This is a genomic window from Methylobacterium sp. Leaf99, from assembly GCF_001422375.1.
In the GTDB taxonomy this organism is placed as follows: Bacteria; Pseudomonadota; Alphaproteobacteria; order Rhizobiales; family Beijerinckiaceae; genus Methylobacterium.
Genome location: NZ_LMMU01000001.1, coordinates 1180425 through 1207271, shown reverse-complemented (window position 1 = coordinate 1207271; position 26847 = coordinate 1180425). Strand labels below are relative to the sequence as shown.

Genomic DNA, 26847 nt, shown 5'->3' with positions numbered 1-26847 from the left:
GGGTGCGATCGTCGCCCGGGCACGCTCAGCATGAAAGTTCGTGGGCGCAGGCGGACGAGGCGGCAGGTCTGCGGGGCGCCGCGATCCGTTCGAACAGGAGCATGGGGCCCGGGTACCGATCTCGGCGACGGGCTGCACGATGACCGTGAGGCCCGGAGCGACGGGGCCGGTCCAGGGCTCGTCGTCGACGCCGGCGAGGGCGACGTCGATGGGTTCGCGCGGGCTCCGCCCGCGCGGCGCAGGGCAGGAGCGCCCGCTCACCCCTCGGCCGCATCCTCCTTGTGCGGGCGGAGTTCCGGGACGCCGTGGTCGATGGCGGCTTCGGCGGGGGCCGAGCGGCTCTCCACGCGGGTGCTGTCCACGAAGATGCGGGCGTCGCCCTCCTTCAGGCCGAGGCTGCGCAGGGCGTAGAGGGTCATGCCGAAGGCGAGCTCGCGCTCGGCCATGAGGACGAGGCCGACGCCCTGCTCCTCGAAGTAGCGCCGCTCCGTGTCGCTGTGGGTCCGCACCAGGGTGTCGATCCCCGGGCTCATCTCGCGGGCGAGCTCGACGAGGCGTCGGGCCGTGTGCGGTTCGGGCGTCGCGATGACGATGATTCGCGCCGCCTCGATATCGGCGGCGTGCAGGATGCCGGGTGCCGTGGCGTCGCCGAACACCGCCTCGATGCCGTCCTTGCGCAGGTCCAGCACCCGGCGCCGGTCGCGGTCGATGACGATGTAGGGCAGGTCCCAGGCGGCGAAGGCCTTGCCGATGGTGCTGCCGACGCGGCCGTAGCCGACGACGATGGCGTGGCCGCGCTTCGGGATTGCCTCCATCTTGGCGGCGAGGGCGTCCACGCCCCGCCGTTCGAAGCGGGCGGCGAGGGTCGGGCGGGCGGCCACCGACCGCCCGATCCAGTCCGTCAGGGCGAAGAACAGCGGGTTGAGGGTGATGGACAGGATCGCGCCGCCGAGGATCAGGTCGCGCCCCTCCGTCGGCAGCAGCTTCAGCGACAGGCCGAGGCTGACGAGGATGAACGAGAACTCGCCGATCTGGGCCAGACTCGCCGCGATGGTGAGCGCCGTCCCGAGGGGATGCCGGAACGCCAGCACGATGGCCACCGCCGCCACCGACTTGCCGATGAGGATCACGCCCAGCACGGCCAGCACCGAGAGCGGCTCGCGGATGAGGATGCCGGGATCGAACAGCATGCCCACGGAGACGAAGAACAGGACCGCGAACGCGTCCTGCAGGGGCAGGGAATCGGCCGCCGCCTGGTGGCTGAGGTCGGATTCGGCGAGCACCATGCCGGCGAAGAAGGCGCCCAACGCGAACGAGACGCCGAACAGCTCCGCCGAGCCGAAGGCGATGCCGAGCGCCAGCGCCAGGACCGCGAGGGTGAACAGCTCGCGCGAACCCGTGCGGGCCGCCTGATCGAGGAGCCAGGGCACGACGCGGCGCCCGCCGACCAGCATCACCACGGCGAAGACCGCGACCTTGGCGAGGGTCAGCACGAGGGTGAGCCAGATGTTGCCGTCACCGGCATGGTGCGCCACACCGTCCCCGACGCCGCCGAGCGAGGGAGCCAGGGCCGGCAGCAGCACCAGGGCCAGCACCATGGCGAGGTCCTCGACGATGAGCCAGCCCACGGCGATGCGGCCCTTGTCGCTGTCGAGCAGCCGCCGTTCCTCCAGGGCGCGCAGCAGCACCACGGTGCTCGCCACCGACAGGGCGAGGCCGAAGACGAGGCCGGCGCCGACGCCCCAGCCCCAGGCCCAGGCGAGGCCGCCGCCCATGGCGGTGGCCGCCGCGATCTGCACGATGGCCCCCGGCAGGGCGATGGTGCGCACCGCCATCAGGTCCTTGATGGAGAAGTGCAGGCCGACGCCGAACATCAGCAGGATCACGCCGATTTCGGCGAGCTGGCCGGCGAGCTGGCCGTTGCCGACGAAGCCCGGCGTGTAGGGGCCGACGAGGACGCCCGCCATGAGGTAGCCGACGAGGGGCGGCAGGCGCAGGCGCTGCGCCGCCATCCCGCAGATGAAGGCGAGCACGAGGCCTAGGGCGATGATGGCGATCAGCTCGGTCGCGTGCGGCACGGGGGAGGGCTCTCCTGTCGATGGGATCGGGCTGCCGGTCGCATCCCTGGCATTCTGCTGCGCCTGCTGATGCGCCGGGTGTTATTGCCCCTTGGCGCGTGTTGCCCCCAGGGGCAAGCGCTGTTCCAGGCTCCTACGGGCACGGCGTGGGGAAATCCGTGCCGCCGGGCACTCCGGCGGAACCCTCGGAGGGACCTTGGGCGTGCAGGCCATGAAACTGCATCTTGAATTCACGTTCGCGTGAAACTTCCGTGACTTCGACGCTGTTGTCGAGGGGGAACGTGCCGACGTCTGGTCGGTGCCCGGAAGGACACTGGCATGGCCGAGCGCGACGACGTCCAAAGCTCCCTCGATGCGGCGTCGACCGGCCCGACGATGGTCTGGACCCTGGCCCTGGCGACGGCCCTCGTCGGCCTCGTGGTGCTGCCGCGCCGGGGCGCTTCGCAGGGGCCGACACAGGGGGCGGCGACGTCACGCGCAAGCGGTTCGGCCCTGCCGGGCGACCCGACCCGCGAGCCGTCGCCCTCCCACGCGGGCGGCGACGCCAGGGCGGTCGCCCGAGCCGAGCCGGAGCGCGGCCGGCAGGCGGCGAAACCCTCCGAGATCCCCGCCAAGGGCTGGAAGGATATCGGCCTGCGGGTGTTCCACGACATCTCCGAGAACGCCATCGTGTCGGTGGCGGCGGGCGTGACCTTCTACGTGCTGCTCGCGATCTTCCCGGCGGTGGCGGCCCTGGTCTCCTGCTACGGCCTGTTCGCCGATGTCGCCACCATCAACGACCATCTCCAGAATCTCCAGGGCATCATGCCGTCGGGCGCCCTCGAGATCGTCGGCGATCAGGTCAAGCGCATCGCCGAGAAGGGCGACACCACCCTCGGCCTCACCTTCTTCACCGGCATCGCCCTGTCGCTGTGGAGCGCCAACGGCGGCATGAAGGCGGTGTTTGCCGCCCTCAACGTCGTCTACGAGGAACGTGAGACCCGCAACTTCGTCTGGCTCAACCTGCGCTCGCTCGCCTTCACCGCCGGCGCCCTGCTGTTCGTGGTCCTGGCTCTGGTGGGAATCGTCGTCGTCCCGGCGGTGATCGGCATCGTCGGCCTGAGCACCGAGGCCTGGTACATCGCCCTCCTGCGCTGGCCGGTGCTGCTCCTCGCGGTGCTGGGCGGCCTCGCCCTGCTGTACCGCTACGGCCCGAGCCGCGACGCGCCGCGCTGGCGCTGGGTGACCTGGGGCAGCGCCATCGCGGGCATCGCCTGGCTCGCGACCTCGCTTGGGTTCTCGTGGTACGTCGCCAATTTCGGCAAGTACAACGAGACCTACGGGTCCCTCGGCGCCGCCATCGGCTTCATGACCTGGATCTGGATCTCCACCACCATCGTGCTGGTCGGCGCCGAGATCAACGCCGAGATGGAGCACCAGACCGAGGTCGACACCACCCGCGGCCCCGAACAGCCGTTGGGCACCCGCGACGCCCGGATGGCCGACACGGTGGGGGCGGCGGGCTGAGGGCCTTCAGCGACCGTGGGCGTTCTGATACGGTCCGCCCATGGAACGCGAGGCCGCCATCGAGATTTTGCGCGCCCACGAGGGTGCGTTGCGGGCGCGTGGTATCCGGCATGCCGCCTTGTTCGGTTCGACGGCGCGGGGCGAGGCGCATGCGGACAGCGACGTCGACATCGTGATCGACCTCGACGAGGCCCTGAAGCTCGATGTCTACGCCTATGTCGGCCTCTGCCACTTCATCGCGGACCTGTTTCCCGTGTCGGTCGATGTCGCCAATCGCAAGACCCTGAAGGACCGGGTCAGGACACGGATCGAGCGCGATGCCATCCCTGTCTTCTGACCGCGAATACGACGCGTGTGAGGACATCGTCACCAACGCCGAGGCGGCCCTGCGCTTCACCGCCGCCATGACCTTCGCGGCCTTCGAAGCCGATCTGCTGACGCAGTATGCCGTGGTTCGCTGCCTCGAGATCATCTCGGAGGCGAGCCGGCGGCTTACGGCCGAGACCAAGGCGCGTCATCCCGGCATCCCCTGGCGCGACATGGCGGATGCCGGAAACCTCTATCGGCATGCCTATCATCGGGTGTCCCTGGACATCGTCTGGAAGACCGTCCACGACCAGTTGAACCCGATCACCGCGGTCTGCCGCGTTGAACTGAGCCGACCGCAGGCCCCGTGAGCGCGGCCGCCCCGAGCCCCCCTTTGCGAGACCCTGCCGCGCGATGACGATGCCCGCTTCCGCTCCCGTCGGCCCCGGCGATCAGATCATCCTCGTCGATGGTTCGTCGTTCATCTTCCGCGCGTATTTCCAGTCGATCAACCAGGACCAGAAGTACAACACCCGCCCCTCGGACGGCCTGCCCACGGGGGCCGTGCGGCTGTTCTGCACCAAGATCGCCCAGTTCGTGCAGGAGGGGGCGGCGGGCGTGATGCCGACGCATCTGGCCATCGTGTTCGACAAGTCCGAGGGCTCGTTCCGCAAGGAGCTCTACCCCGACTACAAGGGCCACCGGCCGGACGCGCCCGACGACCTCAAGCGCCAGATGCCGCTCATGCGCGATGCCGTGCGCGCCTTCGGCCTCCAGCCCATCGAACTGATCCGCTACGAGGCCGACGACCTCATCGCCACCTATTCGCGCCAGGCCGAGGCGCGGGGCGCCGGGGTCATCATCGTCTCGTCCGACAAGGACCTGATGCAGCTCGTCGGCCCCCTGGTGCGGTTCTACGACTTCGAATCCGGCACCAAGGGCAAGGCCGGCCACCGGCCCGAGCGCAACCTTGACCGCGACGCCATCATCGCCAAGTGGGAGGGTCTGACCCCCGAGCAGATCGGCGACGCCCTCGCCCTCATCGGCGACACCTCCGACAACGTGCCGGGCGTCCCCGGCATCGGCCTGAAGACGGCGGCGGCGCTGATCAAGGAATACGGCAGCCTCGACGCCCTCCTGGACCGGGCCGGCGAGATCAAGCAGCCCAAGCGCCGCGAGACCCTGCTCGCCAGCATCGATCAGGCCCGGCTCTCGCGAAGGCTCGTGGCGCTGGAAGAGAACGTGCCGGTGCCCGTGCCCCTCGACGATCTGCGCCTGCCGAAGCCCGATCCGCAAAAGCTCGTCGGCTTCCTCAAGGCCATGGAGTTCAACACCCTGACGCGGCGCATCGCCGCGATGCTGCACGTCGACCCCGAGGCGGTGCAGCCCGATCCAGCCCTGCTGCCCCAGCGTGCCGAGGCCGAGGACGCGCCGTTCGCGGCCCAGGCCCTCGGCGATCCCGTGCCGCTGCCGCCCGGGGACGGGCCCGAGGTCGATCCCTTCGCCGAGTTCGGCTTGCCCGACGCCGCGCCGAAAGCGCGCCGGTCGTCCGAGGCGACGCCCGCCGACCTCGTGGCGGCCCGCGCCGCCGAGTCCGTCAAGCCGTTCGATACGGCGGCCTACGAGACCATCGGCCTCGTCGAGCAGCTCGACGCCTGGATCGCCGAGGCCGAGGAGGCGGGCGTGGTCGCGGTCGATACGGAGACCGACGCCCTCGACGCCATCAATTCCAACCTCGTCGGCATCTCGCTCTGCGTCGCGCCGGGGCGCGCGGCCTACATCCCCCTGCGCCACCTCGACCCCGTGCAGGCGACCGAGGGCGACCTGTTCGGCGACGCCAAGGCGGCGTCGGACGTGTTCCAGCCGGCCGCCGGCCAGATCGACCTCAAGGTGGTGATCGCCCGCCTGAAGCCGCTCCTCGAGAATCCGGGCGTGCTCAAGGTCGGCCAGAACCTGAAATACGACCTCGCCGTGCTCACCCGCTACGGCATCGACGTGGCGCCGTTCGACGACACTATGCTGATCTCCTACGTGCTCGATGCCGGCAAGGGCGGGCACGGCATGGACGAACTCGCCCGCCGCCACCTCGGCCACCAGCCCATCACCTTCGCGGACGTGGCCGGGACGGGCAAGGCCAAGACCACCTTCGACCGGGTGCCCCTGGACCGGGCCACGGCCTACGCGGCCGAGGACGCCGACGTCACCCTGCGCCTGTGGCGGATGATGAAGCCGCGCCTCGTCGCCGAGAAGCGCGTCACCGTCTACGAGACCCTGGAGCGCCCCCTGGTGGCGGTGGTCGCCCGCATGGAAGCGCAGGGCATCCGCGTCGACCGCAACATGCTCAGCCGCCTGTCTGGCGACTTTTCGCAGATCCTCGTGCGTCTCGAAGAGGAAATTCAGGAGGATGCCGGAGAAAAATTCCAGGTGTCGTCGCCAAAACAGATCGGCGACATCCTGTTCGGCAAGATGGGCCTGCCCGGCGCCAAGAAGACGCCGTCCGGCCAGTGGGCGACGCCCGCGACCCTGTTGGAGGAACTGGCCCAGGCCGGCCACGAACTGCCGAAGAAGATCCTGGAGTGGCGCCAGCTCGCCAAGCTCAAATCCACCTATACGGATTCGCTGCAGCAGCACGCCGACCGCGAGACCGACCGGGTCCACACCTCGTTTTCGCTGGCCGCCACCACCACGGGCCGGCTGTCGTCGTCGGACCCGAACCTGCAGAACATCCCGATCCGCACGGAGGAGGGCCGGCGCATCCGCCGCGCCTTCGTGGCGGCGGAGGGCAACCGCCTGATCTCGGCGGATTACAGCCAGATCGAACTCCGGCTGCTCGCCCACATCGCCGACATCCCGCAGCTGCGCCAGGCCTTTGCGGACGGCGTCGACATCCACGCGGCCACCGCCAGCGCCATGTTCGGCGTGCCCCTGGCGGAGATGACACCGGACCTGCGGCGCCGCGCCAAGACCATCAACTTCGGCATCATCTACGGCATCTCGGCCTTCGGGCTGGCCGACCGCCTCGGCATCGGCCGCGAGGAGGCGGGCGCCTTCATCAAGCAGTATTTCGAGCGCTTTCCCGGCATCCGCGCCTATATCGACGACACCAAGCGCCTGTGCCGCGACCTCGGCTACGTCACCACCCTGTTCGGCCGGGTGTGCCACTACCCCCAGATCCGCTCCAACAACCCCAACGAGCGGGCGAGCGTCGAGCGCCAGGCCATCAACGCCCCGATCCAGGGCTCGGCCGCCGACATCATCCGCCGGGCGATGATCCGCATGGAGGACGCCCTGAAGGCGGAAAAGCTCAACGTGCGCATGCTGCTGCAGGTGCACGACGAGCTCGTGTTCGAGGCGCCGGAGGACGAAGTCGCGAAGGCCCTGCCGGTGATTTCGCGGATCATGGTCGAGGCGCCGGCGCCGGCTTTGACGCTGCGGGTGCCGCTGGTGGTGGAGGCGCGGGCGGCGTTGAACTGGGAGGAGGCGCATTGAGCGGCGCCTGAAGGACAGGCCAACCAGATATTGTAGTCAGCCTTCGAAGGTCTTGTCGTCGCCGATCAGGAAGCTGCGACCGTTCCGCGTGATGGGGAATCCATAGCCGCCTCCGGGCGCAGACCAAAACAGATTGCCGGTTGCATGGTATTCACTCATATATAAGTCCAGGCATATTCGCTGCAAGCCCAAGTGAAGTGCTTGAATCGAGTCAGAGCCTTTTGCAAAATTCGACTGGGTTGAGTCGGGCCATTGGATGTCGTAACGGCAAATCCAATCTGATTCATTGGGTTCGGGCATATGGATGTCGATTTTTACATCGAGTTCAGATCCTTTGTTTTGAAATTTTAACATTCTAGACGCGATGATCATTGGCTTGTCCTAATAGTTTAGTGGAGTAATGGGGTGCCCATTTTCACATGCCACAAGTCGGACCATCGCCTGTGCGTAGCAGCCACTGATTTTTACTATCTTACATTGAAATAAATCACGTCTGTATATTTCTCTGCAGTACTCATCTGTTATATAATCAGCTCTCAATGGCTTAAGTCTAGGGACTAGATCGAGATCGCTCTCATTAGATGTTTCGCTCGACCATTGGCCCCCATTGGCCCCCATTGGCTTGCCCAGCTGGCACACGTGGCTGGTTTTGGTCGAATTTGAGAGCGAGGATGAATTTTTGGAACGCCAAATCTAGCTTGGCACTGCTAAGACCGGTCCGGATACGAAGAAGTCTAATGCGATCCACAAGAGTATCTCCTCTGATTTTTTGAGATTTCCATCCTATCAAAATACTGATCAAAAATCAAGAATAAAAACCTATATTGTTGAGGATCTGAAAAAGCCGCTTCGGGGCCGGGATCGCGTGACGGGTGGTATTCAAGGAAACTGCCCCGACCGCAGGGATGATACCGAAGCCGCCGGCAACGCTGGTTGCGGGATCAGAAATTGCTCGAAAGAAAACGCGCCGGTCCAATCGCGACGGTGCGCTGCAGCACAGCCATGCACGTTGAGCGGGAACACCCCCGTTAAGAAAGCGTTGCCGGCGGACGACACGTTCCATCACCACAAGCGCCATCAAGGCGCGTGAGGACATTTTCCGCCATGATCAACACCAAGCTTCTCGCCGCCCTCGGCCTCTCCGTCGCCGCCCTCGCCACCCCGGCGTTGGCCCAGGAGCCCCTGTCGTTCCGCGTGGCGCCGCAATACGACGGCAACTCCGTCGAGGCCCGCGATACCTCGGCCTTCCGCTCCGCCGCCCTCAAGTCGGATGCGGTCAGCATCGAGTCGAGCCGCATCGCCCTGGAGCGCTCGCGCAACCCGAACGTGCGCAACTACGCCAAGAACGTTCTCGTCGAGCGTGAGGCCACCACCAAGGCCCTGCTGCCCGAGGGCACCTCGCTCACCGCCGGCGGCACCGTCGTCTCCGACAGCCAGCCGTTCGAAACCCGCCTCGACAACCCCGTCGGCGTGGTGCTGGCCCCGGTGACCATCTCGGCCACCATCGCCCAGAAGATCGTCGGCGGCGTCCTCGGCGGCGTCGGCCTCGTCGACAACAGCCCCGGCGAGCCCGGCCGCCGCGTCGCCATCGGCCCCGAGGGTCAGGCCCGCATCGACAGCCTCAAGAACGCCCGCAGCGCCCGCGAGTTCGACCGCACCTACGCCCGCCAGCAGGCCCGCTCGGATGCCCGGACGCTGGGTCTCTACGAGGCCTATTCGCGCAACGGCGACAGCGCCCAGGGTCGCGAGTTCGCCAACCAGGCACTGCCCTACATCGCCAACCAGCACGGCCACTCGGCCGTCCTCGCCGACCGCATCGGCGGCTGATCCACACGCGATCGCCTGACGGAAGGGCCGCCCCGATGGGGCGGCCCTTTCTCGTTTCAGATGGCGGCGGCGGGGTCTCCGCCGAGGGGATTGCCCTCGTCCTCGTTGCGGGTGTCGCTCCGCCGGCGCGACCCGCGATCGAGGAGCGAACGGCCGAGGGCCCGGAACGGTGCGGTGAGGCGGCGGGCATCGTCGGCGCGCTCCATGAAGCGCTCGCCGTTGCGGATCTCCTTGTCGAGCTTCGCCATGGTGCGGGCCAGCGCCGGGTCTTCGTCGTCGAGCCAGACCTCGACGGTGCGGGCGAAGGCGACGACCACGCCCTGGAGCTTGAGGCGCCCGAGGGGCCCCTCGGTGTTGATGCCGGCCGCCGCCAGCATGAAGCGGTGGGAGTTGAGGGCGACCCCGTTGAGGGCCAGGAGCGAGAGCGGATCGCCGCGCAGGGCATAGGAGATGCGCCGCAGGGCATCCTTGTAGGGGGTCATCGCGTCGAGGCGGCGCATGAGCACGTCGAACAGGCGCTCGCGGGTCGGCTCCTCGGCGAGATCCGTCGCGTCGCCGTCCAGCACCTTGCGGTCGATGATCCGGGCGAGGCCGCCCAGGACCGCGCCCTTCGACGGAAACAGGTCGCGGAATTCGGCGAGGCTCAGGCCGGCCTCCCGGGCGATGTCGCCGACCTCGATGTCGTTCCAGGGCTGCTCGGCGGCGAGCCGCATCAGCGCCTCGACGGCGGCCTCGCGGGGCGAGGGTTTCGGCGTCGCCACCGCGACGTCCGTTCCGGTCGAAGGGCTCGCGGAAGGCTTGTTGGCAGAGGGCATGGGGCGGTCCTTGGGGTACGATCCTCGTCGGTGTCGCCACCCATGTAGGGTGAAGCCGCCGAGGTCGTTAGGGCCACCCTACCCGGACAATTCGCCCGCCCGGTGCCGGCCCGCCGCCACGGCCTCGCGCAGGAGGTCGGGCAGGCCGCCGTCGCGCATGAGCACCGCGAGCGCCGCGGCCGTGGTGCCGCCGGGGGAGGTCACGTCCCGGCGCAGGAGTCCCGCGTCGCGGTCCGTGGCGTCGAGGAGGGCGCCCGAGCCCGAGACCGTGGCGCGGGCCAGCCGCGCCGCCATGGCGGCGGGAAGCCCGGCGGCGATGCCGGCCTGCGCCATCGCTTCGGCCAGGAGGAACACGTAGGCCGGGCCGGACCCGGACACGGCGGTGAGCGCGTCGATGAGGCCCTCGTCGTCGAGCCATTCCACGAGGCCGACGCTGGCCAGCAGCGCGTCGGCCTGGTCGCGCCGGGCGGCATCCACCCCCGCGCTCGCCACGGCGCCGGTGGCGCCCCGGCCGATGCTGGCGGGAAGGTTCGGCATGGCGCGGACGATGGCCCGCGGCCGGGGCAGGCGGGTGCGCAGATCCGCGATGGTCTTGCCGGCGAGGATCGACACCACGAGGGTGTCGGCACCGGCGAGCCCCGCCAGCATCGGCGCGGCGGCGTCGAGGCCCTGCGGCTTCATCGCCAGCACCAGGGCGTCGGACGCGGGCGGAGCGGCCGGGTTGAGGGCGAGGCCGCAGGCCGCGCACAGGGCCTCGATCTCGGGCGAGGGCTGGGGGTCGAGGATCGTGGTGCGGGCCGGATCGAGGCCGCCGGCGAGCCAGCCGGAGAGCATCGCGCCCCCCATCTTGCCGGCGCCGACGAGGGTGAGGGAGGCGGGAAGCCGGCTCACGCCTCGCCTTCGGTCTCGAACAGCACGGCGTCGAGGGATTCGCGCGCCGACTTGCCGGCCCAGATCACGAACTGGAACGCCTGATAGTAGCGCTCGCAGGCGTCCACGGCCGATTTCAGCATCATGGTGCACTGGTTCTGCGTCGGCGTGGACCCACCCGTCAGCAGGAGCGAGTGGCGGAACATCACCACGCTGTCCGTCGACCACAGGTCGAAATGCCCGACCCAGAGCTGCTCGTTGATGAGCGACACCAGCCGGAGCACCTCCGTGCGGCGGCGCTCGGGCACCTTGAGGTCGAAGGCGCAGGCCACGTGCAGGGCCTCCACGTCCTCGATCCAGGTGAAGGCGACGTGGTAATCGGCCCAGCGCCCGGCGACGGACACCGACATCTCGTCGGTCTCGGCCCGGTCGAAGATCCAGTCGCGCAGCGACGCGAGGCGCTCGACGATGTCGAGGGGGTGCTCGTGCCGGTCGTGATCTTCGATGTGGAGTTGGGTCATGGCGGTCCAGTTTGGCGATCCGGCACGGATCGTCGGCGTGTTGTGAAGAGCGGCCCGATGCCCCGGCATCCCCTCATCCTTCGCATCGGCCAAACCATTGGCATCATCCAAGCTCATCCGCTCGGGCGATACGTTCGGCCTCAGTCGAGGTCGGGACGGGGTGGTTCGGGGCAGCGGCGAATCAGGTCATGGCTCACTATAGACCGCGCCGGACTCGCGTTTCAAAGCGCTCCGGAAACCCGGTGAACAGGAAAGCGACCGTCCACCGTTCCTTCCTGTGCACAAGCGCGGTCGCCGGAAAGAGACCTTGGACCGCGCTCGTCTCGGGTATCGCGTCAGATCGCTTCCGTGACGCCCGCGGCCGGTTCGGGCCCGAGCTTGGCCTCGAGGGCGGCCACGCGGTGGGCCAGGGCGTCGTTCTGGCTGCGCAGGGCGGCGACCATGTCGCGCAGGACGTCGAGTTCCTCGCGCGAGGCGATGTCCATGTCGCGGATCAGGCGTTCGAACTGCGCCTTGACCACCGTCTCGGCCTCGCGGCGCACCCCCTGCGCGGCGCCGGCGGCGTCGGTCATCAGGCGGGCGAAATCGTCGAACAGGCGGTTGCTGCCGGGGCGATCTGAGCCTGGCCGGTCGGAGCTTTGCATCGGTCGTCTCCCGGGGGAATCGGCCGCCCTCCGCGTCCATAAGGGGCACGGAACCGGCGGCCGGTCCCAGCGACATAAGAATCGGCGCGGGTTCCGGCAATCCGTTCCGACTCCCGCCGGACGGTTATTGCCAAACCCGTCCGACGCCGCGTCCGAAACCGCCGGTTACAAATCGGCCGGCGCACCCCCCTTCGCCCCGCCCGCGCGAGGCTGCATAACCGGGGGGCGGACGGTCCCGCGTCCCTACCTTCTGTCGAACCCTACGACCCGCGTCATGACCCAGCCCGCGACCCCTCACATCCTCGTGGTCGAGGACGACCGCGAGATCAGCGCCCTCGTGGCGCGGTATCTCCGGGCCAATGCGTGCCGCGTCACCGTGGCGGGCGACGGGACCGCCATGGACCAAGCCCTCAACGACGCCCGCGTCGATCTCGTGGTCCTCGACCTGATGCTGCCCGGCGAGGACGGCCTCAGCCTGTGCCGCCGCCTGCGGACCACGTCGAACGTGCCGATCCTGATGCTCACCGCCAAGGCCGAGGAGATCGACCGGATCATCGGCCTCGAGATCGGCGCCGACGACTACCTCGGCAAGCCGTTCAACCCGCGCGAACTCCTGGCCCGCATCCGCGCCATCCTGCGGCGGGGGTCGGCCGGGGAGGGCGAGGACGAGGGCGGCGTGCGCCGCCTGCACTTCCTCGACTGGACCCTGGACGTCTCCCTGCGCCAGCTCGTCAGCCCCGAGGGCGCGCGCATCGCCGTCACGGGCGCGGAGTTCGACCTCCTCCACGCCCTGTGCCTGCGCCCGGGCCGGGTCCTGTCCCGCGACCAGCTCCTCGACCTGACGCAGGGGCGCGCCGCCGGCCCGTACGAGCGCAGCATCGACGTCCTCGTCAGCCGCATCCGCCAGAAGATCGAGCGCGATCCGCGCAGCCCCGAGATCATCCGCACCATCCGCTCGGGCGGCTACCTGTTCACGCCGGAGGTCGCGCGCACATGAGGGCGTCCGCCAGACTCCGCCTCGCCGCCCTGTGGCCCGGCAGCGTCGCCGGGCAGATCGCCCTGCTCATCGTCGCCGCTATGGTGGTGACCCATGCGGTGGCGACCCTCGCCTTCTTCACCCTGCGCGAGCCGTGGCGCCCCGACGACCATCCGGGCGTCGCCGCCACCCGGATCGCGACCCTGGCGCGCCTCCTCGACGCCACGGCACCCCCGGAGCGCGACGCCCTCCTGCGCGCCGCCGCCCGGACCCTGCCGACCCTGCGGATCGCATCCTGGCCCACCTCGGCGCCGGCCGGCACGGCGAGCGAGGCCCTCGCCGCCCACACCGTGGTGCAGCGCGTGCGCGACGGGTTCGCCCGGTCCCTCGCCATCACCGACCTCGACGCCGCCGACACGCCGCCGGGCATCCGGATCGGGATCGTCACGCCGGAGGGCGCGCGCTTCTCCGCCCTCGTGCCCGACGACGACCGGCCGCCGATCCGGCAGGGGGCCATCGTCGTGACCTTCCTGTTCCTGGCCGTGGTCCTGTCGCTGGTCACCGTGTGGGCGGCCCGGGCCCTGACCCGGCCGCTGGCCCGCCTCGCCCAGGCCGCGGAGGCGTTCGGCACCCGCATGAACGTGGTCGCCCTGCCCGAGGGCGGGCCGCAGGAGGTCATCGCCGTGGCGCAGGCCCTCGACCGGATGCGCGCCCGGGTGCGCCGCCTCGTCGACGACCGCACCCAGATGCTGGCGGCCATCAGCCACGACCTGCGCACGCCCATCACCCGCCTGCGCCTGCGCGCCGAGTTCATCGAGGACGACCACGCCCGGACCATGACCCTGCGCGACCTCGACCAGATGAACGGCCTCGTCGAGGCGGCCCTGTCCTTCGTCCGCGACGGCCAGAGCGGGGAAGAGCGCGCCGTGACCCTCGTCGACGTCGCCTCCCTGGTCCAGACCGTGAGCGACGCCTTCGCGGATGTCGGCGCCGACGTCCGGGTCGCGGCCACCCGGCACGTCCTCGTGCGCGGCCGGCCCGAGGAACTGCAGCGCGCCGTGACGAACCTCGTCGACAATGCGGTGAAGTACGGTGGCGGCGCCCGCCTGCGCATCGTCCAGACCGAGCACGTCGTGGCGGTGGAGGTCGGCGACGACGGCCCCGGCATCCCGGATTCCGAGCGCGAGGCGATGCTGCAGCCGTTCGTGCGCGGCGACCGGGCGCGCAACCTCGACACGGCGAGCGGCTTCGGCCTCGGCCTCTCCATCGTGGTCGCCATCGCGGAGGCCCATGACGGGCGCCTGATCCTGACGAACCGGAGCCCGCGCGGCCTCACCGCCCGCCTCGAACTGCCCCCGGCGGCGGGGGCGGCCCGGTCCGTGCCCGAGCGGATCGCGGCGGAGTAGTTTTTTCGCGTAGGCGAGACGGGTGCCGGGGCGGGCCGGCCGTGCCCTCAGAACTCCATGTCGAGTTCCTCGATCTCGTCGGGTTCGGCCAGCGCCGCCTCGGTCCATTCCTGCATCAGCGGCCAGGCCAGGATGGTGTCGCGGTAGCGCGCCGTCCTGTCCGAGACCGGCACGTCGTAGGTCACGAACCGGGTGCAGACCGGGGCCAGCATCGCGTCGGCGAGGCTCGGCACGTCGCCGAACAGGTAGGGACCGTCGTAGCGCGACACGCACTCGTCCACGATGGTGACGATGCGGTCGATGTCGCCGCGCGCGCCGTTGAAGATCTTGAAGTGGGTGTGGCGGGCCTTGAGATTCATCGGCAGGGCCGAGCGCAGGTTGATGAAGCCGCCGTGCATCTCGCCCGCGATGGAGCGGCAATGGGCGCGGGCCACGGCGTCCTTCGGCAGGAACCCGGCCTCGGGCCGGATCTCGTTGAGGTATTGGGCGATGGCGAGCGTATCCCACACGATGATCTCGCCGTGGCACAGGCGCGGGACGAGGAAGGACGGCGAGAGATGGAGCAGTTCCGCCCGGGTCGACGCGTCGTTGCCCGAGAGCAGCTCCGTCTCGAAGTCGAGGCCCGCCATCCGGCAGACGAGCCAGCCGCGGAGGGACCACGACGAATAGTTGCGACTCGAAATGGTGAGTGTCGCCGCTGGCATGGGTGTCCCCCGATGTCTCTGGTCGGCCGTGCGCGAAGCGGACGGACCGAAGCTGGTGGCGATCCAAGACTCGTGCCGAACCGCGCGGACGGCAAGCCCGTTCGGGACCGGGCACGCGGATAACCCTGAGCGGGGTCGTAGGGCGACACCCGGCGCGGTTCGGACGCGCAACCCCCGCACAACCCGGGATGCGGTATCCTGCGCCCATGCGGTGTTCGGCCGATCGCGGGCGCGCGGGCCGGGTCTGTTCGGAGCTGAGGACGACGAGTGATGCAGACGTACAACAATCCCGTGGGATCGCTCGCCGGGCCCGTTGCGTTGCCGACTCACGTAGACCAGCCTAGCGCCCCATCGGTGGCGGGCCTTTTGCCTGGTCCGTCCCCTGCGGACGTTCCGCGATCCGGTCGTTCGCGTAGGAGTTCGGGCTTCATGCTGTATCGTGCCTTCGATGCCCAGACGGATCTGGCCGAGCAGACCCGTGCCTGGGGCCGGCTCGTCCACGACGCGGTCTCGCCCTGGACCGCCGCCGGATACCGCGAGCCGATGAACTGGTGGTCGGCGGGGGCGCGCATGATGATGCGCGCCGGCCTGACCTTCACCCGGCCCGCCTACGGCATCGATTCCATCACCGTGGGCAACCGCGAGGTGGCGGTGACCGAGGAAGCGGTGTTCGCCACGCCGTTCGGCACGCTCCTGCGCTTCCGCAAGGACATCGACACGCCCCAGCCGCCGGTGCTCGTGGTGGCGCCCCTGTCGGGCCACTTCGCCACCCTCCTGCGAGGCACTGTGCGGACGCTTCTGGCCGACCACGACGTCTACATCACCGACTGGCACAACGCCCGCGACGTGCCCCTCGAGGCCGGTGCCTTCGGCTTCGACGACTACGTCGACCACCTCGTGCAGTTCCTCGGCGCCATCGGGGAGGGCGCCCACCTCGTCGCCGTGTGCCAGCCGGCCGTGCAGGCGCTCGCCGCCGCCGCCGTCATGGCCCAGTCGAAGGACGTGGCCGCTCCCCGCAGCATGACCCTCATGGCCGGTCCGGTCGATTGCCGCGTCAGCCCGACCTCCGTGAACCACCTCGCCACCTCGAAGCCCATCGCGTGGTTCGAGAAGAACCTCATCGCCACGGTGCCCCAGCGCCACAAGGGCGCCGGCCGGCGGGTCTATCCCGGCTTCATGCAGGTCTCGGCCTTCGTCTCCATGAACGCGAAGCGCCACATGCAGGGCCACGCCGACCTGTTCTGGCATCTGGCCAACGGCGAGACCGAGAAGGCACAGCAGATCGAGACCTTCTACGACGAGTATTTCGCTGTCCTCGATCTGGCGGCGGAGTTCTACATCGAGACGGTCAAGACCGTGTTCCAGGATTACACGCTCGCCAAGAACGAGCTCACCTATCGTGGCAATCCCATCGACATGCGCTCGATCCGGCGCACGGCGCTGATGACCGTCGAGGGCGAGCGCGACGACATCTGTGCCGTCGGCCAGACCATGGCGGCCCACGACCTGTGTACGGGCCTCGCCCCGCACATGAAGAGCCATCACCTCCAGGCGGGCGTGGGCCATTACGGCGTGTTCTCGGGCCGGAAGTGGGAGAGCCAGACCTACCCGCTGGTGCGCAACTTCATTCAGTCGCACGCCTGACACGCGGGCGTCGGAATCGCATTGCGGCGGTTGGAACTCGCCGAGCCTTCGTGTATGAGCCTGACCCAAGTGCAGTTTCTGCGCCGATTCGAGGCCGTCCGACCGACGTCCCGCCCGGGAGAGAATTCCGGGTCCGGGACATTTGTCGGTTTCATCCTCCTTCCAGGACCGCGATTGGCCCCGGGATCGGCGCCGTTCAACAAACCTATGTCTCAGAGGATCTAGACCGTTGCAGGTACTCGTTCGCGACAACAACGTCGATCAGGCTCTCCGCGTCCTCAAGAAGAAGATGCAGCGTGAGGGCATCTTCCGCGAGATGAAGCAGCGCAAGGCTTACGAGAAGCCGTCCGTGCGCAAGGCGCGCGAGAAGGCCGAGGCCGTCCGCCGCGCCCGCAAGCAGGCGCGCAAGACCGCCATCCGCGAGGGCCTGATCGCCGCTCCGAAGCCCAAGCCCCGTTTCGGCGCCGGTGCGCCCCGTCGTCCGGGCGGTTCGCCGTTCGCTCCGACCGCCCCGACCGTGCTGCCCCCCGTCGGCGGCGCTGCCTAAGTCATTTGTGCGGTTCGCTCCTCCGGAGCGAACCAAGCCCGCGAAAAAGCCCGGCCGCATCGCGGCCGGGCTTTTTCGTTGTGGCTGATCGATCGATCAGGCCGCGCGGGCGGCCACGGTGGCGTGCTCGGCCTGGACCAGCACGTCGAGGGCGCGCCAGGGCTTCTGCATGTAGACGGCCCGGCTCGGGATGCGGCCGGCGCCCCTGGCGTCGCCGCCCGAGGTGAGCACGACCCGCACGTCCGGCCAGCGCCGGCCCACCGCCGTGGCGAGGTCGATCCCGTCCATGCCCCCACCGAGGCGCACGTCGGCGAACAGCAGGGCGACGTGTCCGCCGGACCGTTCCAGCACGGAGATGGCCGCCTCGGCACTGTCGCAGGCGATCACGTCGAGGTCGGTTTCCTCGAGGACCGCCGTGGCGAGGTCGCGGATTGCGGCGTCGTCCTCCACCACGAGGGCGATCGGGCAGTCCGGCAGGGGCTGGGCCATGAAGTCTCCTTTGCGGATGGTGCGGGCGTTCGAAAGGGCGCAAGAAAGTCTCGCCAACCCTCGATCATGATTCTCGCCGGGTGATGCTGCTCTGCCACGCCGCGTTGGGCAAGAGTCCGGACGTGTCAGAATCGCAAGTGCCGATCCGGCTATGCGGTTCCTGCAGCCGCCTCATCCTGATCTCGCCATGGTGCCGGTGCAGACCGGTGTTCGCACGCCGGGGGCACCCGGTCTTCTGCGGTGCGCCTCTTGCATGACATCCGATGCACGGGGCGCACGCACGACGGTGACGTTAACGATCCGTTCACCGTGATCGCCCGAAAGTCGGGGCTTCGAAGCTGAGACGGCAGGCGCGCGAGGCGGGGTCGCGCACCGGCGGATGGGAGGCCCCCGCCCGAGATCCACAGGAGGTGTCTGCCTGCATGTGCCGTTTTCTCGCCTATTCCGGTGATCCCGTCTTCCTGACCGACCTCGTCTGCGCGCCGACGCATTCCCTGGTCCACCAGTCGCTCCACGCGACGGAGGCGAAGACCGAGACCAACGGCGACGGTTTCGGCATCGGCTGGTACGGCGAGCGGGCCGAGCCCGGCCTCTATCGCGACGTCTGCCCGGCCTGGTCCGACGAGAACCTCGTCAACCTGTGCCAGCAAGTACGGGCGCGGATGTTCTTCGCCCATGTCCGCGCCTCGACGGGCACGGCGACGACGCGGGCGAACTGCCACCCCTTCGCCCATGGCCGGCACCTGTTCATGCACAACGGCCAGATCGGCGGCTATCACAAGATCAAGCGCCGCCTCGAAGCCCTGATCCCCGACGACCTCTACGACGTCCGGCGCGGCACCACGGATTCCGAGGCGATCTTCCTCCTCGCCCTGGCCGACGGGCTGGCCGAGGACCCCGTCGGCGCCATGGCCCGGACGCTGTCCACCGTGCGCGACCTCATGCGGGCGGCCGAGGCGGACGAGCCCTTGCGCTTCACCGCCGTGGTCACCGACGGCGAGACCCTGACGGCCTATCGCTGGGCCTGCGACGGACGCCCGCCGAGCCTGTACTACCGCCAGACCGAGACCGGCCTCGTGGTGGTCTCCGAGCCCATCGACGGCTGCCGCGACGGCTGGAACGTGGTGCCGAAGGGCGGAACCCTTCAGGCGACGCGCGGCGGCAGCGTGGTCCTGCGCGGCCCCGATCAGGCCGTGGCGGAGCGCATGGCTGCCTGAGCGACGGGGACCGCCGCCGCGCGGGTTGCGGGCGGCGCGCGAAGGGCGGACAACCCGCGCAGTTCCAACTGCGCGGGAGCCGACGATGACCTATCCGAACGTGAGCCTGCACATCGCGGGGGCCTGGACCGGGGGTGCCGGCGGCGACACCCTGCCGGTCCTCAACCCGGCCACCGGCGAGAGCCTCGGCACCTGCGCCGTCGCCGCCCGGGCCGATCTCGACCGGGCGCTGGAGGCCGCCGCGCGGGGCTTTTCCGCCTGGCGCCAGGTCTCGGCGTTCGAACGCGGCAGGACCATGCGCCGGGCCGCCGACCTCCTGCGCCAGCGCGCCGACGCCATCGCCCGCATCATGACCCTCGAACAGGGCAAGCCCCTGGCCGAGGCGCGGATGGAAACCCTGGCGGCGGCCGATGTCGTCGACTGGTTCGCGGAAGAGGGCCGGCGCGCCTACGGCCGCATCATTCCGGCCCGCGCCGACGGCGTCGTCCAGATGGTCCTGCGCCAGCCCGTGGGGCCGGTGGCGGCCTTCACCCCGTGGAACTTCCCCATCAATCAGGCCGTGCGCAAGGTCTCGGCCGCCCTCTGCACCGGCTGCTCGGTGATCCTGAAGGGTCCCGAAGACACGCCGGCGAGCTGCGCCGAACTCGTGCGCGCCTTCCTCGATGCCGGCGTGCCGGGCGACGTGCTCTCCCTCGTCTACGGCGACCCGGCGACGATCTCGGCCTACCTCATCCCGCACCCGGTCATCGCCAAGATCTCGTTCACCGGCTCGACCCCCGTGGGCAAGGAGCTCGCGGCGCTCGCCGGCCGCCACATGAAGCGGGCGACCATGGAGCTCGGCGGCCACGCCCCGGCCCTCGTCTTCGCCGATGCCGACGTCGAGACCGCGGTGGCCGTGCTCGGCGCCAACAAGTTCCGCAACGCCGGCCAGGTCTGCGTCGCGCCGACCCGCTTCCTCGTCCACGACTCCGTCTACGAGCGTTTTCGCGATGGCTTCGTGGCCTTCAGCGAGGCGCGCGTGGTCGGCGACGGTCTCGATCCGGAGACCACCATGGGGCCGCTCATCCATGCGCGGCGCCTGGAAGCGATGGAATCCCTCTGTGCCGACGCCGTCGCCAAGGGGGCGGAACTGCGCACCGGGGGCCACCGCATCGGCAACCGCGGCAACTTCTTCGCCCCCACGGTGCTCTGCGACGTACCAGTGGAGGCCCGCATCATGAACGAGGAGCCGTTCGGGCCCGTCGCCCTGATCCAGCGCTTCTCCGACGACGAGGCGGCCTACGCCGAGGCCAACCGCCTGCCCTACGGGCTCGCGGCCTATGCCTACACCCGCTCCGTGACCCGGGCGACGGAGGTCGCCGCGCGGGTGCACAGCGGCATGATCGGCATCAACCATCACGGACTGGCCCTGCCGGAGACGCCCTTCGGCGGCGTCGGCGATTCCGGCCACGGCAGCGAGGGCGGTTCGGAGGCCATCGAGGCCTACCTCACCACCAAGTTCGTGAGCCAGGCGAGCGTCGGGGCGTAGGGCGCGGGGAATCCATCGCGACCGCTCCCTCCGGGGCGGTCGCGATGCGGGATCAATCCTTGGCCGCCGCGGCCTTCGTCGCCGGAGCCGGCGGCTTCGCGGCGGGCTTGGCCGCCTTCTCGTCGACGGCGGCGACGGTGCCGGGCTTCCCCTTCGCCGGCTGGGTCGTCGCCGCGTGGATCTGCCCGGAATGGGCGACCTTCGCGGGCGCCTTGGGGGTGAGCTTGGTCGGCACGGGATCGGCGGCGACGGCGGGCGGGATCGTCGCCGCGTCGGCGGCCGGCGTCGCCGGGGCGGGGCCGTTGCTGAACAGGTTGCCGAGCAGCTTCTTGTAGGCGGCCGGATCGCCGTCTGCGTCGGCCACCATCACGCGGGCGGGTTTCTGCGGAGTCGCGGCCGGCTCGGCCAAGGGCTGAACCACGGGCTCGACCTTCGCCATCAGGGTGGTGCGGGCGGGAGCGCCCTTCCTGCCGGCCTGAGCGGCGGCGGCCTTGGTCGGGATCGGCGCGTCGGCGGCGGCGAGCATGACCGGGCGGCCCTTGGCGTCGACTTCGACCTCGCGGGCGGCCGCGATGGTTTCGGGGCGGCTGACCTCGCCGAGGTGGTGGCGGGCATAGTCCTTCGGATCGTAGGGCTGCTCCGGCTCCTCGGGCTTCACCAGGTTGGCAAACGCCAGGGTGCTGCTCGGCGCCTGCGGGCGGAACACCGGGTTCTGGCTGCCGTCCTCGTAGACCACGCGGGTCGCCGGTGTGCCCTTGGCGACGAGCTCGGCGATCTCGCGGTTGTCGCGATCGCGCTTCTCGGCGACCTGCGGTTCGATGCGGGGCGTGCAGGAGCCGGCCGCAGCATCCGACCCGCCGAACACGTAGCGCGTGCCGCACAGGCCCACCTTCGGCTCCTCGCGCAGGGCCTCGAAATAGTCCGAGCCCTCCTTGAGGTTCTTCCAGAACGGCGCGTTGGGGTCGTTGCGGAACCGGGCGACGTTCGCCGCCGTCATTCGGAACGGGTAGGACTGGAACTGGAACGCCCGCTGGCCGCCGGCGAAGGAGTCGCGCGCGAGGGCGTAGATCTCGCCCATGGATTCGTCGGTCATGGCAAAGCAGCCCGACGACGAGCACGTGCCGTGGACCATGATGTAGTTGCCCGAGCGGTTGTTGGCCCGGTCGTAGGCGTTGGGGTACCCGGTGTCGAACGAGAGGTAGTACGAGGAGTTCGGGTTCATCTGCCCCGGCGTCACCGTGTAGAAGCCCTCGGGGGCCTGACGGTCGCCCTGCTTGGTCTTGGGGCCGAGCTGACCCGACCAGCGGCAGATCGGGAACGTCTTCAGGAGGGCGTACTGGCCACCTGCGCCGCGCTTCCACACCTCCATCTCCGCTTCCTTCTTGTAGGCGCGGATGAGGATGGGGTCGTTCTGGGCCATGCCCTTCTGGGTCATGAGCGCGAGGGTCTTTTGCGGCACGGGTGCGAGGGCACGCAGGGGAACGCCGCCGCCCGTCGATCCGTCCTGGCAGGCGCCAAGGGAGATCGTGAGCGCGGCGAGGCCGGCGATCACGTACGGGCGCAACGCCGACGGGCGCACAGCCATGGGGAACCCCGTTCTCAAAAGATACGCCTCCGCGGGATTTGTCCCGTCGAACGCCACTCCCCAACCCAATAGCTCCGTTAAACTTACCCCCTTCTTACCGCAAGGCGACGGGATCGGCGGCGGGGGATGCCTGTGAATCGCGGGCATGGTTCGGGCGCAGCGTGGAACCCGAGCGCCCGGCCCGCCGAGGCCATCGCGAAACCGCTGATCCGAAAGGGCTTTTCGCCGGGTCCGCGGCCACGGGCCTGGACCACCGCATGTGCGATCCGGCACGGGCCGCCCGGACAAACCTTAAAAGGTTCCTGCACCCGACCTGCGACAAAGCGTCCTGCCGGGTCATCGGGGCGGGGATCGTCAGAGTTTGCGGCCGATCTCCAGGAATTTCGCGGCGCGGCGGTCGCGGATGTCGTCGGGCGACAGGCCGTCGAACTCGGCCAGGGCCGCGGCGAGGGCCTGTCCGGCGGCGGCGGTGGCGGCGGCACGGCCGCGATGGGCGCCCCCCGTGGCCTCGGGCACGATGGTGTCGATGATGCCGAGCCGCAGGAGGTCCTGCGCGGTGATCTTCATGGCGGTGGCGGCGTCCGCCGCCCGGCCCTGGTCGCGCCATAGGATCGAGGCGGCGCCCTCGGGGGAGATCACCCCGTAGATGGCATGCTCCATCATCAGCACGCGGTTGGCGGTGGCGAGCGCGATGGCGCCGCCCGAGCCGCCCTCGCCGATGACGAGCGCCACGTTGGGCACGCCGAGGGACAGGCAGGCCTCCGTGGAGCGGGCGATGGCCTCGGCCTGGCCGCGCTCCTCTGCCTCGATGCCCGGGAACGCCCCGGCGGTGTCGATGAAGGCGAGGACGGGGAGGCCGAAGCGGTCGGCCATCTCCATCAGGCGCACGGCCTTGCGGTAGCCCTCGGGCTTGGCCATCCCGAAATTGTGGCGCAGGCGCGTCTCGGTGGAATGGCCCTTCTCCTGGCCGATGACGCAGACGGCCCGTCCCCGGAACCGGCCGAACCCGGCGACGATGGCGGCGTCCTCGCCGAAGGTGCGGTCGCCGGCCAGCGGCGTGAACTCGGTGACGAGGTCGGCGCAGTAATCGACGAAGTGCGGCCGCTGCGGGTGGCGGGCCACCTGGGTCTTCTGCCACGGGGTCAGGGACGCGTAGATGTCCGACAGGGCGGCCGCCGCCTTGGCTTCCAGGCGCCCGACCTCCTCGCTGATGGACACGGCACCGTCGCGGGCGCCCACGGCCTTGAGTTCCTCGACCTTCGCCTCGAGTTCGGCGACGGGCTTCTCGAAGTCCAGGTAGGAGCGCATCACCGTCATCGGTCTCAAGATCCATCGAGATCGCGCGCGGCGGGATTTCCACCCGGTGCGCAGCGGGGCGAGGTGTTGGCGAACCCCGGGCGGGTGTCAACCGCGAGGGGACTGGCGAGGGGTCAGGCGAGGGGGCGGGTGGCCGCGTCGAGCCAGGCAAGGGCGGCCGCGTCGAGGTGGGGCCCGAGGGCGTCGCGGACCCGGGCGTGATAGGCGTCGATCCAGGCGCGCTCGGCCGGACTCAACAGGTCGAGGGCGATGAGGCGCCGGTCGAACGGCGCGAGCGTCAGGGTCTCGAAGCCGAGCATCGGCCGTTCGCCGCCGGGAATCGCGCGCGGCTCCACCAGCACGAGGTTCTCGAGGCGGATGCCGTATTCCCCGGCCCGGTAATAGCCCGGCTCGTTGGAGAGGATCATGCCGGCCTCCAGCGGCACGGTGCCGGTCTTGGCGATGCGCTGCGGGCCCTCGTGGACGGAGAGGAAGGCGCCGACGCCGTGGCCGGTTCCGTGGTCGAAGTCGAGGCCGGCCTCCCACAGGGCGGCGCGGGCGAAGCCGTCGATCTGCGCGCCCGTGGTCCCCTTGGGGAACACCGCCCGCGCGATGGCGATGTGGCCCTTGAGCACCCGGGTGAAGCGGTCGCGCATGAGGTCCGTCGGCGCCCCGACGGCCACCGTGCGGGTGATGTCCGTGGTGCCCTCGGCGTATTGCGCGCCGGAATCGACGAGGAAGAGTTCGCCCGGTTCGACCCGGCGGTCGGTCTCGCGGCTCACCCGGTAATGCACGATGGCGCCGTTGGGGCCGCTGCCCGAGATGGTCGGGAACGAGACGTCCTTCAGCAGGCCGCCCTGACTGCGAAAATCCTCCAGGGCCTCGACGGCGGCGATCTCCGTGAGGGTGTCCGCCCCGTCGATCCAGGCGAGGAAGCGGACCACCGCGACGCCATCGCGAAAATGCGCCGCGCGGGTGCCGGCGATCTCGGCGTCGTTCTTCACCGCCTTCAGGGCGGTGATGGGGTCGGGGCCGGTCTCGGCGACGCCGCCCGCGGCCTCGATCCGGTCCTTGAGGGCGATGGCCGCCGTGGCGGCGTCGAGCCTGATCCTGCGGCCCGTCGCGATGCCGTCGAGGGCGGCGTCGAACGCCGCCCTCGGCCGGAGGTCGGCCAGGGGCGCGAGGGCCGCGCGAAGCTCCGGGTCGATGTCGGGCGAGGCGAGGAACAGGGTCGGGCGCTCGTCCAGGGGCAGGATCGCGTAGCCCAGCGCCAGGGGCGTGTGCGCCACGTCCGCGCCGCGCAGGTTGAACGCCCAGGCGAGGTTGTGCGGGTCCGAGATCACCAGGGCGGCGCACGCGGCCTGGGCGAGGGCCGCGCGGATGCGGGCGAGTTTTTCGTGCGCCGCCTCGCCCGCCAGAGCGAGGGGATGGGCCACCACCGGACCGGCCGGTGCGCCCGGCCGGTCGCGCCACACGGCATCGACGGGGTTGGCCGCGACGGCGCGGAGCGTCGCCCCGGCCCTGTGCACGGCGCGCTCCAGGCGGGCGACGCCGTCCGGCGTGTGCAGCCACGGATCGTAGCCGAGCACCTGTCCGGCCCCGAGGTGCGCGCCGATCCACGCCTCGACGTTCGTCTCGGCGAGCTGGACCGGGGTGAGGATCGCGGTGTCGACCTGGGCCGGGGCCTGGAGGGTGTAGCGCCCGTCCACCACCAGGGCGGCCGCCGCCTTCAGGATCACCGCCGTGCCGGCCGAGCCGGTGAAGCCCGTGAGCCAGGCGAGGCGCTCGGCGCCGGGGGGCACGTATTCCGACTGGTGCTCGTCGGCCCGCGGCACCACGAACCCGTCGAGCCCCTGCGCCGCCAGGACGCCGCGCAGGGCGGCGATGCGAAGAGCCCCCTCGTGGTGGCTCGGATCGTCGAAGGTCTGGAAGCGGGCGCGCGTCATGCGGCCAGGGTTACGCCGGGCGGTTCAGTGCGGCAACCATCCCCGCAAGGGGCGGGGCGCCGCGCCGCCGCGCTTGAGCACGAGGGTGGCCCAGCCCTCGATGAGGCCGTGGCGGGCGAGGTGGAAGCCGCGATGGCGGTAGGTCGAGAGCACGCCCGGCACGTCGCGCTCGATGAGGCCGGAGAGGATGAGGATGCCGTGGTCCGCCACCACCGCCGTGAGCGAGGGGGCGAGGCCTTTCAGCGGACGCGCCAGGATATTGGCGAACACCACGTCGAACCGGCGCGGCCGGGCGGCGAGGGCGTGGCGCACGCCCGGTCCCTGGTAGAGCCTCAGGTTGGGGCCTAACCCGTTGAGGCGGGCATTGCCGATGGCCGTCGTCACCGCCTCGGGGTCGAGGTCGCCGGCGATGACCGGAGCGTGCAGGGCTTTGGCCGCCGCGAAGGCGAGGATGCCGGTGCCGGTGCCGACGTCGAGGACGTGGGCCGGCCGCCCGCGCTTGAGCCGGTCGGCCAGCGCCCGCAGGCAGCCGAGGGTGGTGCCGTGGTGGCCGGTGCCGAAGGCGAGGGCCGCCTCGATCTCGATGGCGAGGTCGTTGACCCGCACGGTGTCGCGGTCGTGGCTGCCGTGGACGAGGAAGCGGCCGGCCCGCACGGGGTTGAGCCCTTCGAGGGACGCGCGGACCCAGTCCTGCTGGTCGATGGTCTCGAAGGTGGCGACATCGGCCTGATCGCCGACCACGGGCCGGATGAGGTCGCGCACCATGGCCTCGTCCGGCGCGTCGGCGAAGTACGCCTCCAGGCGCCAGGTCCGGCCGTCCTCGGCCTCGAAGGCGGCCACCGCCGTCTGCGTCGGGTCGAACATCTCGCCCAGGAGGTCGGTCATCGCCTTGGCCGACCCCTCGTCGGTGAGGAGCCGGAGCACGTGGGTCGGGCGGTGGGGGGGCAGGCCTTCGAGCATGGACGAGGGCTCTAACACCCTGCGCGATGCGTCGCCACTGTCGCGAAAATCTTACGGAACGCGGGCCGAGGTTCCGCGTTTGTCCTCGCTTCCCGGCGTCGGTTCGATCATCGCGGGTGCCCGTGTGCGTATGAAAATCAAGAGACCCGGCGGTCGAACGCCGGTGGTCATGGCGGAAATGTCCAAGTCCCGCAGGCGCCTCGCCCGCGGACGCGAAGGGATTCTCGACGCCGAGGCGCTGACGGCGCCGCTGCCGGGCTCCATGCTCGTGCTGCTCAGCCGCCTGCACCGCTCGGAGACCCGCCTGCGCGAGGACGAGGACCGCTCGGCCTGAGGCGCGTTCCCGGTCCAGGGCGAGTCATGGTAGGTCCGTGGCGTCGGCCAGCTCCAACGGGCCTCGACCATGCGGACCTCGACCATGCAGGGCCACGACCATGACCGCACGCGTGATCGGGCCATGCGCCACGTCGGCATGAAGATCCGGCTCTGATCC

24 protein-coding genes are annotated in these 26847 nt (G+C 70.1%); 12 read left to right on the top strand and 12 right to left on the bottom strand.

Features of this window, described 5'->3' with window-relative positions; all coding sequences use genetic code 11:
• Positions 1–257: 257 nt before the first annotated feature.
• A complete protein-coding gene (gene ybaL, locus ASF28_RS05430; protein ID WP_056088658.1) occupies positions 258–2078 on the bottom strand; it encodes a YbaL family putative K(+) efflux transporter in 1821 nt (606 codons plus the stop codon).
• 318 nt (positions 2079–2396) lie between these two features.
• Between ybaL and ASF28_RS05425 the strand changes: the two genes are divergently transcribed.
• Genes ASF28_RS05425 through polA form a run of 4 tightly spaced genes read left to right on the top strand, consistent with a single transcriptional unit; the run spans position 2397 to position 7379 of the window.
• Positions 2397–3584 carry a YihY/virulence factor BrkB family protein gene (locus ASF28_RS05425; protein WP_056088655.1) on the top strand — a complete coding sequence of 396 codons (1188 nt, stop codon included), beginning with the start codon at positions 2397–2399 and terminating at the stop codon, positions 3582–3584.
• Positions 3585–3624: 40 nt separating this feature from the next.
• Positions 3625–3921, top strand: a complete 297-nt coding sequence (locus ASF28_RS05420) for a nucleotidyltransferase family protein (protein ID WP_056088651.1) — start codon at positions 3625–3627, stop codon at positions 3919–3921.
• A complete protein-coding gene (locus ASF28_RS05415; protein WP_056088649.1) occupies positions 3902–4261 on the top strand; it encodes a HepT-like ribonuclease domain-containing protein in 360 nt (119 codons plus the stop codon). Before ASF28_RS05420 ends, ASF28_RS05415 begins: the two co-directional genes overlap by 20 nt.
• A gap of 43 nt (positions 4262–4304) precedes the next feature.
• On the top strand, positions 4305–7379 hold the full coding sequence (gene polA / locus ASF28_RS05410; protein ID WP_056088647.1) for a DNA polymerase I: 3075 nt from the start codon (positions 4305–4307) through the stop codon (positions 7377–7379).
• Between the two features lie 36 nt (positions 7380–7415).
• On the opposite strand, the gene ASF28_RS22325 is transcribed toward polA, so the two are convergent.
• Entirely contained in the window at positions 7416–7751 is a 336-nt protein-coding gene (locus ASF28_RS22325; RefSeq protein ID WP_157085371.1) for a DUF6968 family protein, read from the bottom strand.
• Between the two features lie 732 nt (positions 7752–8483).
• On the opposite strand from ASF28_RS22325, the gene ASF28_RS05405 reads away from it, so the two are divergent.
• Positions 8484–9206: a DUF4142 domain-containing protein gene (locus ASF28_RS05405; RefSeq protein ID WP_056088644.1), complete on the top strand. Its 723-nt coding sequence runs from the start codon at positions 8484–8486 to the stop codon at positions 9204–9206.
• Positions 9207–9262: 56 nt separating this feature from the next.
• On the opposite strand, the gene ASF28_RS05400 is transcribed toward ASF28_RS05405, so the two are convergent.
• From ASF28_RS05400 to ASF28_RS05385, 4 genes are all read right to left on the bottom strand, one after another.
• Positions 9263–10021 carry a hypothetical protein gene (locus tag ASF28_RS05400; RefSeq protein ID WP_056088641.1) on the bottom strand — a complete coding sequence of 253 codons (759 nt, stop codon included), beginning with the start codon at positions 10019–10021 and terminating at the stop codon, positions 9263–9265.
• Positions 10022–10099: 78 nt separating this feature from the next.
• Positions 10100–10912 (bottom strand): pyrroline-5-carboxylate reductase, encoded by an 813-nt coding sequence (gene proC / locus ASF28_RS05395; protein WP_056088638.1) that lies wholly within the window; start codon positions 10910–10912, stop codon positions 10100–10102.
• Positions 10909–11412: a YbjN domain-containing protein gene (locus ASF28_RS05390; RefSeq protein ID WP_056088634.1), complete on the bottom strand. Its 504-nt coding sequence runs from the start codon at positions 11410–11412 to the stop codon at positions 10909–10911. Before ASF28_RS05390 ends, proC begins: the two co-directional genes overlap by 4 nt.
• Positions 11413–11747: 335 nt before the next feature.
• Entirely contained in the window at positions 11748–12056 is a 309-nt protein-coding gene (locus tag ASF28_RS05385; RefSeq protein WP_056088631.1) for an accessory factor UbiK family protein, read from the bottom strand.
• Positions 12057–12330: 274 nt separating this feature from the next.
• On the opposite strand from ASF28_RS05385, the gene ASF28_RS05380 reads away from it, so the two are divergent.
• The gene (locus ASF28_RS05380) at positions 12331–13053 is read left to right on the top strand and encodes a response regulator (protein ID WP_056088629.1); all 723 of its coding nucleotides are present in this window, start codon (positions 12331–12333) and stop codon (positions 13051–13053) included.
• Entirely contained in the window at positions 13050–14438 is a 1389-nt protein-coding gene (locus tag ASF28_RS05375; RefSeq protein WP_056088626.1) for an ATP-binding protein, read from the top strand. Before ASF28_RS05380 ends, ASF28_RS05375 begins: the two co-directional genes overlap by 4 nt.
• Positions 14439–14485: 47 nt before the next feature.
• On the opposite strand, the gene ASF28_RS05370 is transcribed toward ASF28_RS05375, so the two are convergent.
• Positions 14486–15142, bottom strand: a complete 657-nt coding sequence (locus tag ASF28_RS05370) for a glutathione S-transferase family protein (RefSeq protein ID WP_056088623.1) — start codon at positions 15140–15142, stop codon at positions 14486–14488.
• A gap of 429 nt (positions 15143–15571) precedes the next feature.
• Here ASF28_RS05370 and ASF28_RS05365 point away from each other — a divergent pair, with 429 nt between their 5' ends.
• Both ASF28_RS05365 and rpsU read left to right on the top strand, forming a co-directional pair.
• The gene (locus ASF28_RS05365; protein WP_056088621.1) at positions 15572–16786 is read left to right on the top strand and encodes a polyhydroxyalkanoate depolymerase; all 1215 of its coding nucleotides are present in this window, start codon (positions 15572–15574) and stop codon (positions 16784–16786) included.
• A 229-nt stretch (positions 16787–17015) separates the two neighbouring features.
• The gene (gene rpsU / locus ASF28_RS05360; protein ID WP_056088618.1) at positions 17016–17333 is read left to right on the top strand and encodes a 30S ribosomal protein S21; all 318 of its coding nucleotides are present in this window, start codon (positions 17016–17018) and stop codon (positions 17331–17333) included.
• 96 nt (positions 17334–17429) lie between these two features.
• Here rpsU and ASF28_RS05355 read toward each other — a convergent pair whose 3' ends face one another.
• Positions 17430–17822, bottom strand: coding sequence for a response regulator (locus ASF28_RS05355; RefSeq protein WP_056088616.1), 393 nt, complete (start codon positions 17820–17822; stop codon positions 17430–17432).
• A 422-nt stretch (positions 17823–18244) separates the two neighbouring features.
• Here ASF28_RS05355 and ASF28_RS05350 point away from each other — a divergent pair, with 422 nt between their 5' ends.
• Positions 18245–19039, top strand: coding sequence for a class II glutamine amidotransferase (locus ASF28_RS05350; RefSeq protein ID WP_056088613.1), 795 nt, complete (start codon positions 18245–18247; stop codon positions 19037–19039).
• Positions 19040–19124: 85 nt separating this feature from the next.
• Complete coding sequence (locus ASF28_RS05345; protein ID WP_056088610.1) at positions 19125–20567, top strand: NAD-dependent succinate-semialdehyde dehydrogenase; 1443 nt, start codon at positions 19125–19127, stop codon at positions 20565–20567.
• 52 nt (positions 20568–20619) lie between these two features.
• Here the strand turns inward: ASF28_RS05345 and ASF28_RS05340 are convergent, their stop codons facing one another.
• The 4 genes from ASF28_RS05340 to ASF28_RS05325 all read right to left on the bottom strand — a co-directional run bounded on the left by ASF28_RS05340 (position 20620) and on the right by ASF28_RS05325 (position 26354).
• A complete protein-coding gene (locus ASF28_RS05340; protein ID WP_056088606.1) occupies positions 20620–22152 on the bottom strand; it encodes a L,D-transpeptidase family protein in 1533 nt (510 codons plus the stop codon).
• A 354-nt stretch (positions 22153–22506) separates the two neighbouring features.
• Positions 22507–23460: an acetyl-CoA carboxylase carboxyltransferase subunit alpha gene (locus ASF28_RS05335; RefSeq protein WP_187272926.1), complete on the bottom strand. Its 954-nt coding sequence runs from the start codon at positions 23458–23460 to the stop codon at positions 22507–22509.
• A 122-nt stretch (positions 23461–23582) separates the two neighbouring features.
• Positions 23583–25394 carry an aminopeptidase P family protein gene (locus ASF28_RS05330; protein WP_056088601.1) on the bottom strand — a complete coding sequence of 604 codons (1812 nt, stop codon included), beginning with the start codon at positions 25392–25394 and terminating at the stop codon, positions 23583–23585.
• Positions 25395–25418: 24 nt separating this feature from the next.
• The gene (locus tag ASF28_RS05325) at positions 25419–26354 is read right to left on the bottom strand and encodes a 50S ribosomal protein L11 methyltransferase (protein ID WP_056088598.1); all 936 of its coding nucleotides are present in this window, start codon (positions 26352–26354) and stop codon (positions 25419–25421) included.
• Positions 26355–26532: 178 nt separating this feature from the next.
• Between ASF28_RS05325 and ASF28_RS22320 the strand changes: the two genes are divergently transcribed.
• Positions 26533–26688: a hypothetical protein gene (locus ASF28_RS22320; RefSeq protein WP_244474900.1), complete on the top strand. Its 156-nt coding sequence runs from the start codon at positions 26533–26535 to the stop codon at positions 26686–26688.
• Positions 26689–26847: the final 159 nt, after the last annotated feature.

Bases quoted from the DNA above. Each gene is read 5' to 3' on its own strand.
- ASF28_RS05425 (WP_056088655.1), top strand. From the start codon at position 2,397: ATGGCCGAGCGCGACGACGTCCAAAGCTCCCTCGATGCGGCGTCGACC.
- ASF28_RS05420 (WP_056088651.1), top strand. From the start codon at position 3,625: ATGGAACGCGAGGCCGCCATCGAGATTTTGCGCGCCCACGAGGGTGCG.
- ASF28_RS05415 (WP_056088649.1), top strand. From the start codon at position 3,902: ATGCCATCCCTGTCTTCTGACCGCGAATACGACGCGTGTGAGGACATC.
- polA (WP_056088647.1), top strand. From the start codon at position 4,305: ATGACGATGCCCGCTTCCGCTCCCGTCGGCCCCGGCGATCAGATCATC.
- ASF28_RS22325 (WP_157085371.1), bottom strand. From the start codon at position 7,751: ATGATCATCGCGTCTAGAATGTTAAAATTTCAAAACAAAGGATCTGAA.
- ASF28_RS05405 (WP_056088644.1), top strand. From the start codon at position 8,484: ATGATCAACACCAAGCTTCTCGCCGCCCTCGGCCTCTCCGTCGCCGCC.
- ASF28_RS05400 (WP_056088641.1), bottom strand. From the start codon at position 10,021: ATGCCCTCTGCCAACAAGCCTTCCGCGAGCCCTTCGACCGGAACGGAC.
- ASF28_RS05390 (WP_056088634.1), bottom strand. From the start codon at position 11,412: ATGACCCAACTCCACATCGAAGATCACGACCGGCACGAGCACCCCCTC.
- ASF28_RS05385 (WP_056088631.1), bottom strand. From the start codon at position 12,056: ATGCAAAGCTCCGACCGGCCAGGCTCAGATCGCCCCGGCAGCAACCGC.
- ASF28_RS05380 (WP_056088629.1), top strand. From the start codon at position 12,331: ATGACCCAGCCCGCGACCCCTCACATCCTCGTGGTCGAGGACGACCGC.
- ASF28_RS05375 (WP_056088626.1), top strand. From the start codon at position 13,050: ATGAGGGCGTCCGCCAGACTCCGCCTCGCCGCCCTGTGGCCCGGCAGC.
- ASF28_RS05370 (WP_056088623.1), bottom strand. From the start codon at position 15,142: ATGCCAGCGGCGACACTCACCATTTCGAGTCGCAACTATTCGTCGTGG.
- ASF28_RS05365 (WP_056088621.1), top strand. From the start codon at position 15,572: ATGCTGTATCGTGCCTTCGATGCCCAGACGGATCTGGCCGAGCAGACC.
- ASF28_RS05355 (WP_056088616.1), bottom strand. From the start codon at position 17,822: ATGGCCCAGCCCCTGCCGGACTGCCCGATCGCCCTCGTGGTGGAGGAC.
- ASF28_RS05350 (WP_056088613.1), top strand. From the start codon at position 18,245: ATGTGCCGTTTTCTCGCCTATTCCGGTGATCCCGTCTTCCTGACCGAC.
- ASF28_RS05345 (WP_056088610.1), top strand. From the start codon at position 19,125: ATGACCTATCCGAACGTGAGCCTGCACATCGCGGGGGCCTGGACCGGG.
- ASF28_RS05340 (WP_056088606.1), bottom strand. From the start codon at position 22,152: ATGGCTGTGCGCCCGTCGGCGTTGCGCCCGTACGTGATCGCCGGCCTC.
- ASF28_RS05335 (WP_187272926.1), bottom strand. From the start codon at position 23,460: ATGCGCTCCTACCTGGACTTCGAGAAGCCCGTCGCCGAACTCGAGGCG.
- ASF28_RS05330 (WP_056088601.1), bottom strand. From the start codon at position 25,394: ATGACGCGCGCCCGCTTCCAGACCTTCGACGATCCGAGCCACCACGAG.
- ASF28_RS05325 (WP_056088598.1), bottom strand. From the start codon at position 26,354: ATGCTCGAAGGCCTGCCCCCCCACCGCCCGACCCACGTGCTCCGGCTC.
- ASF28_RS22320 (WP_244474900.1), top strand. From the start codon at position 26,533: ATGTCCAAGTCCCGCAGGCGCCTCGCCCGCGGACGCGAAGGGATTCTC.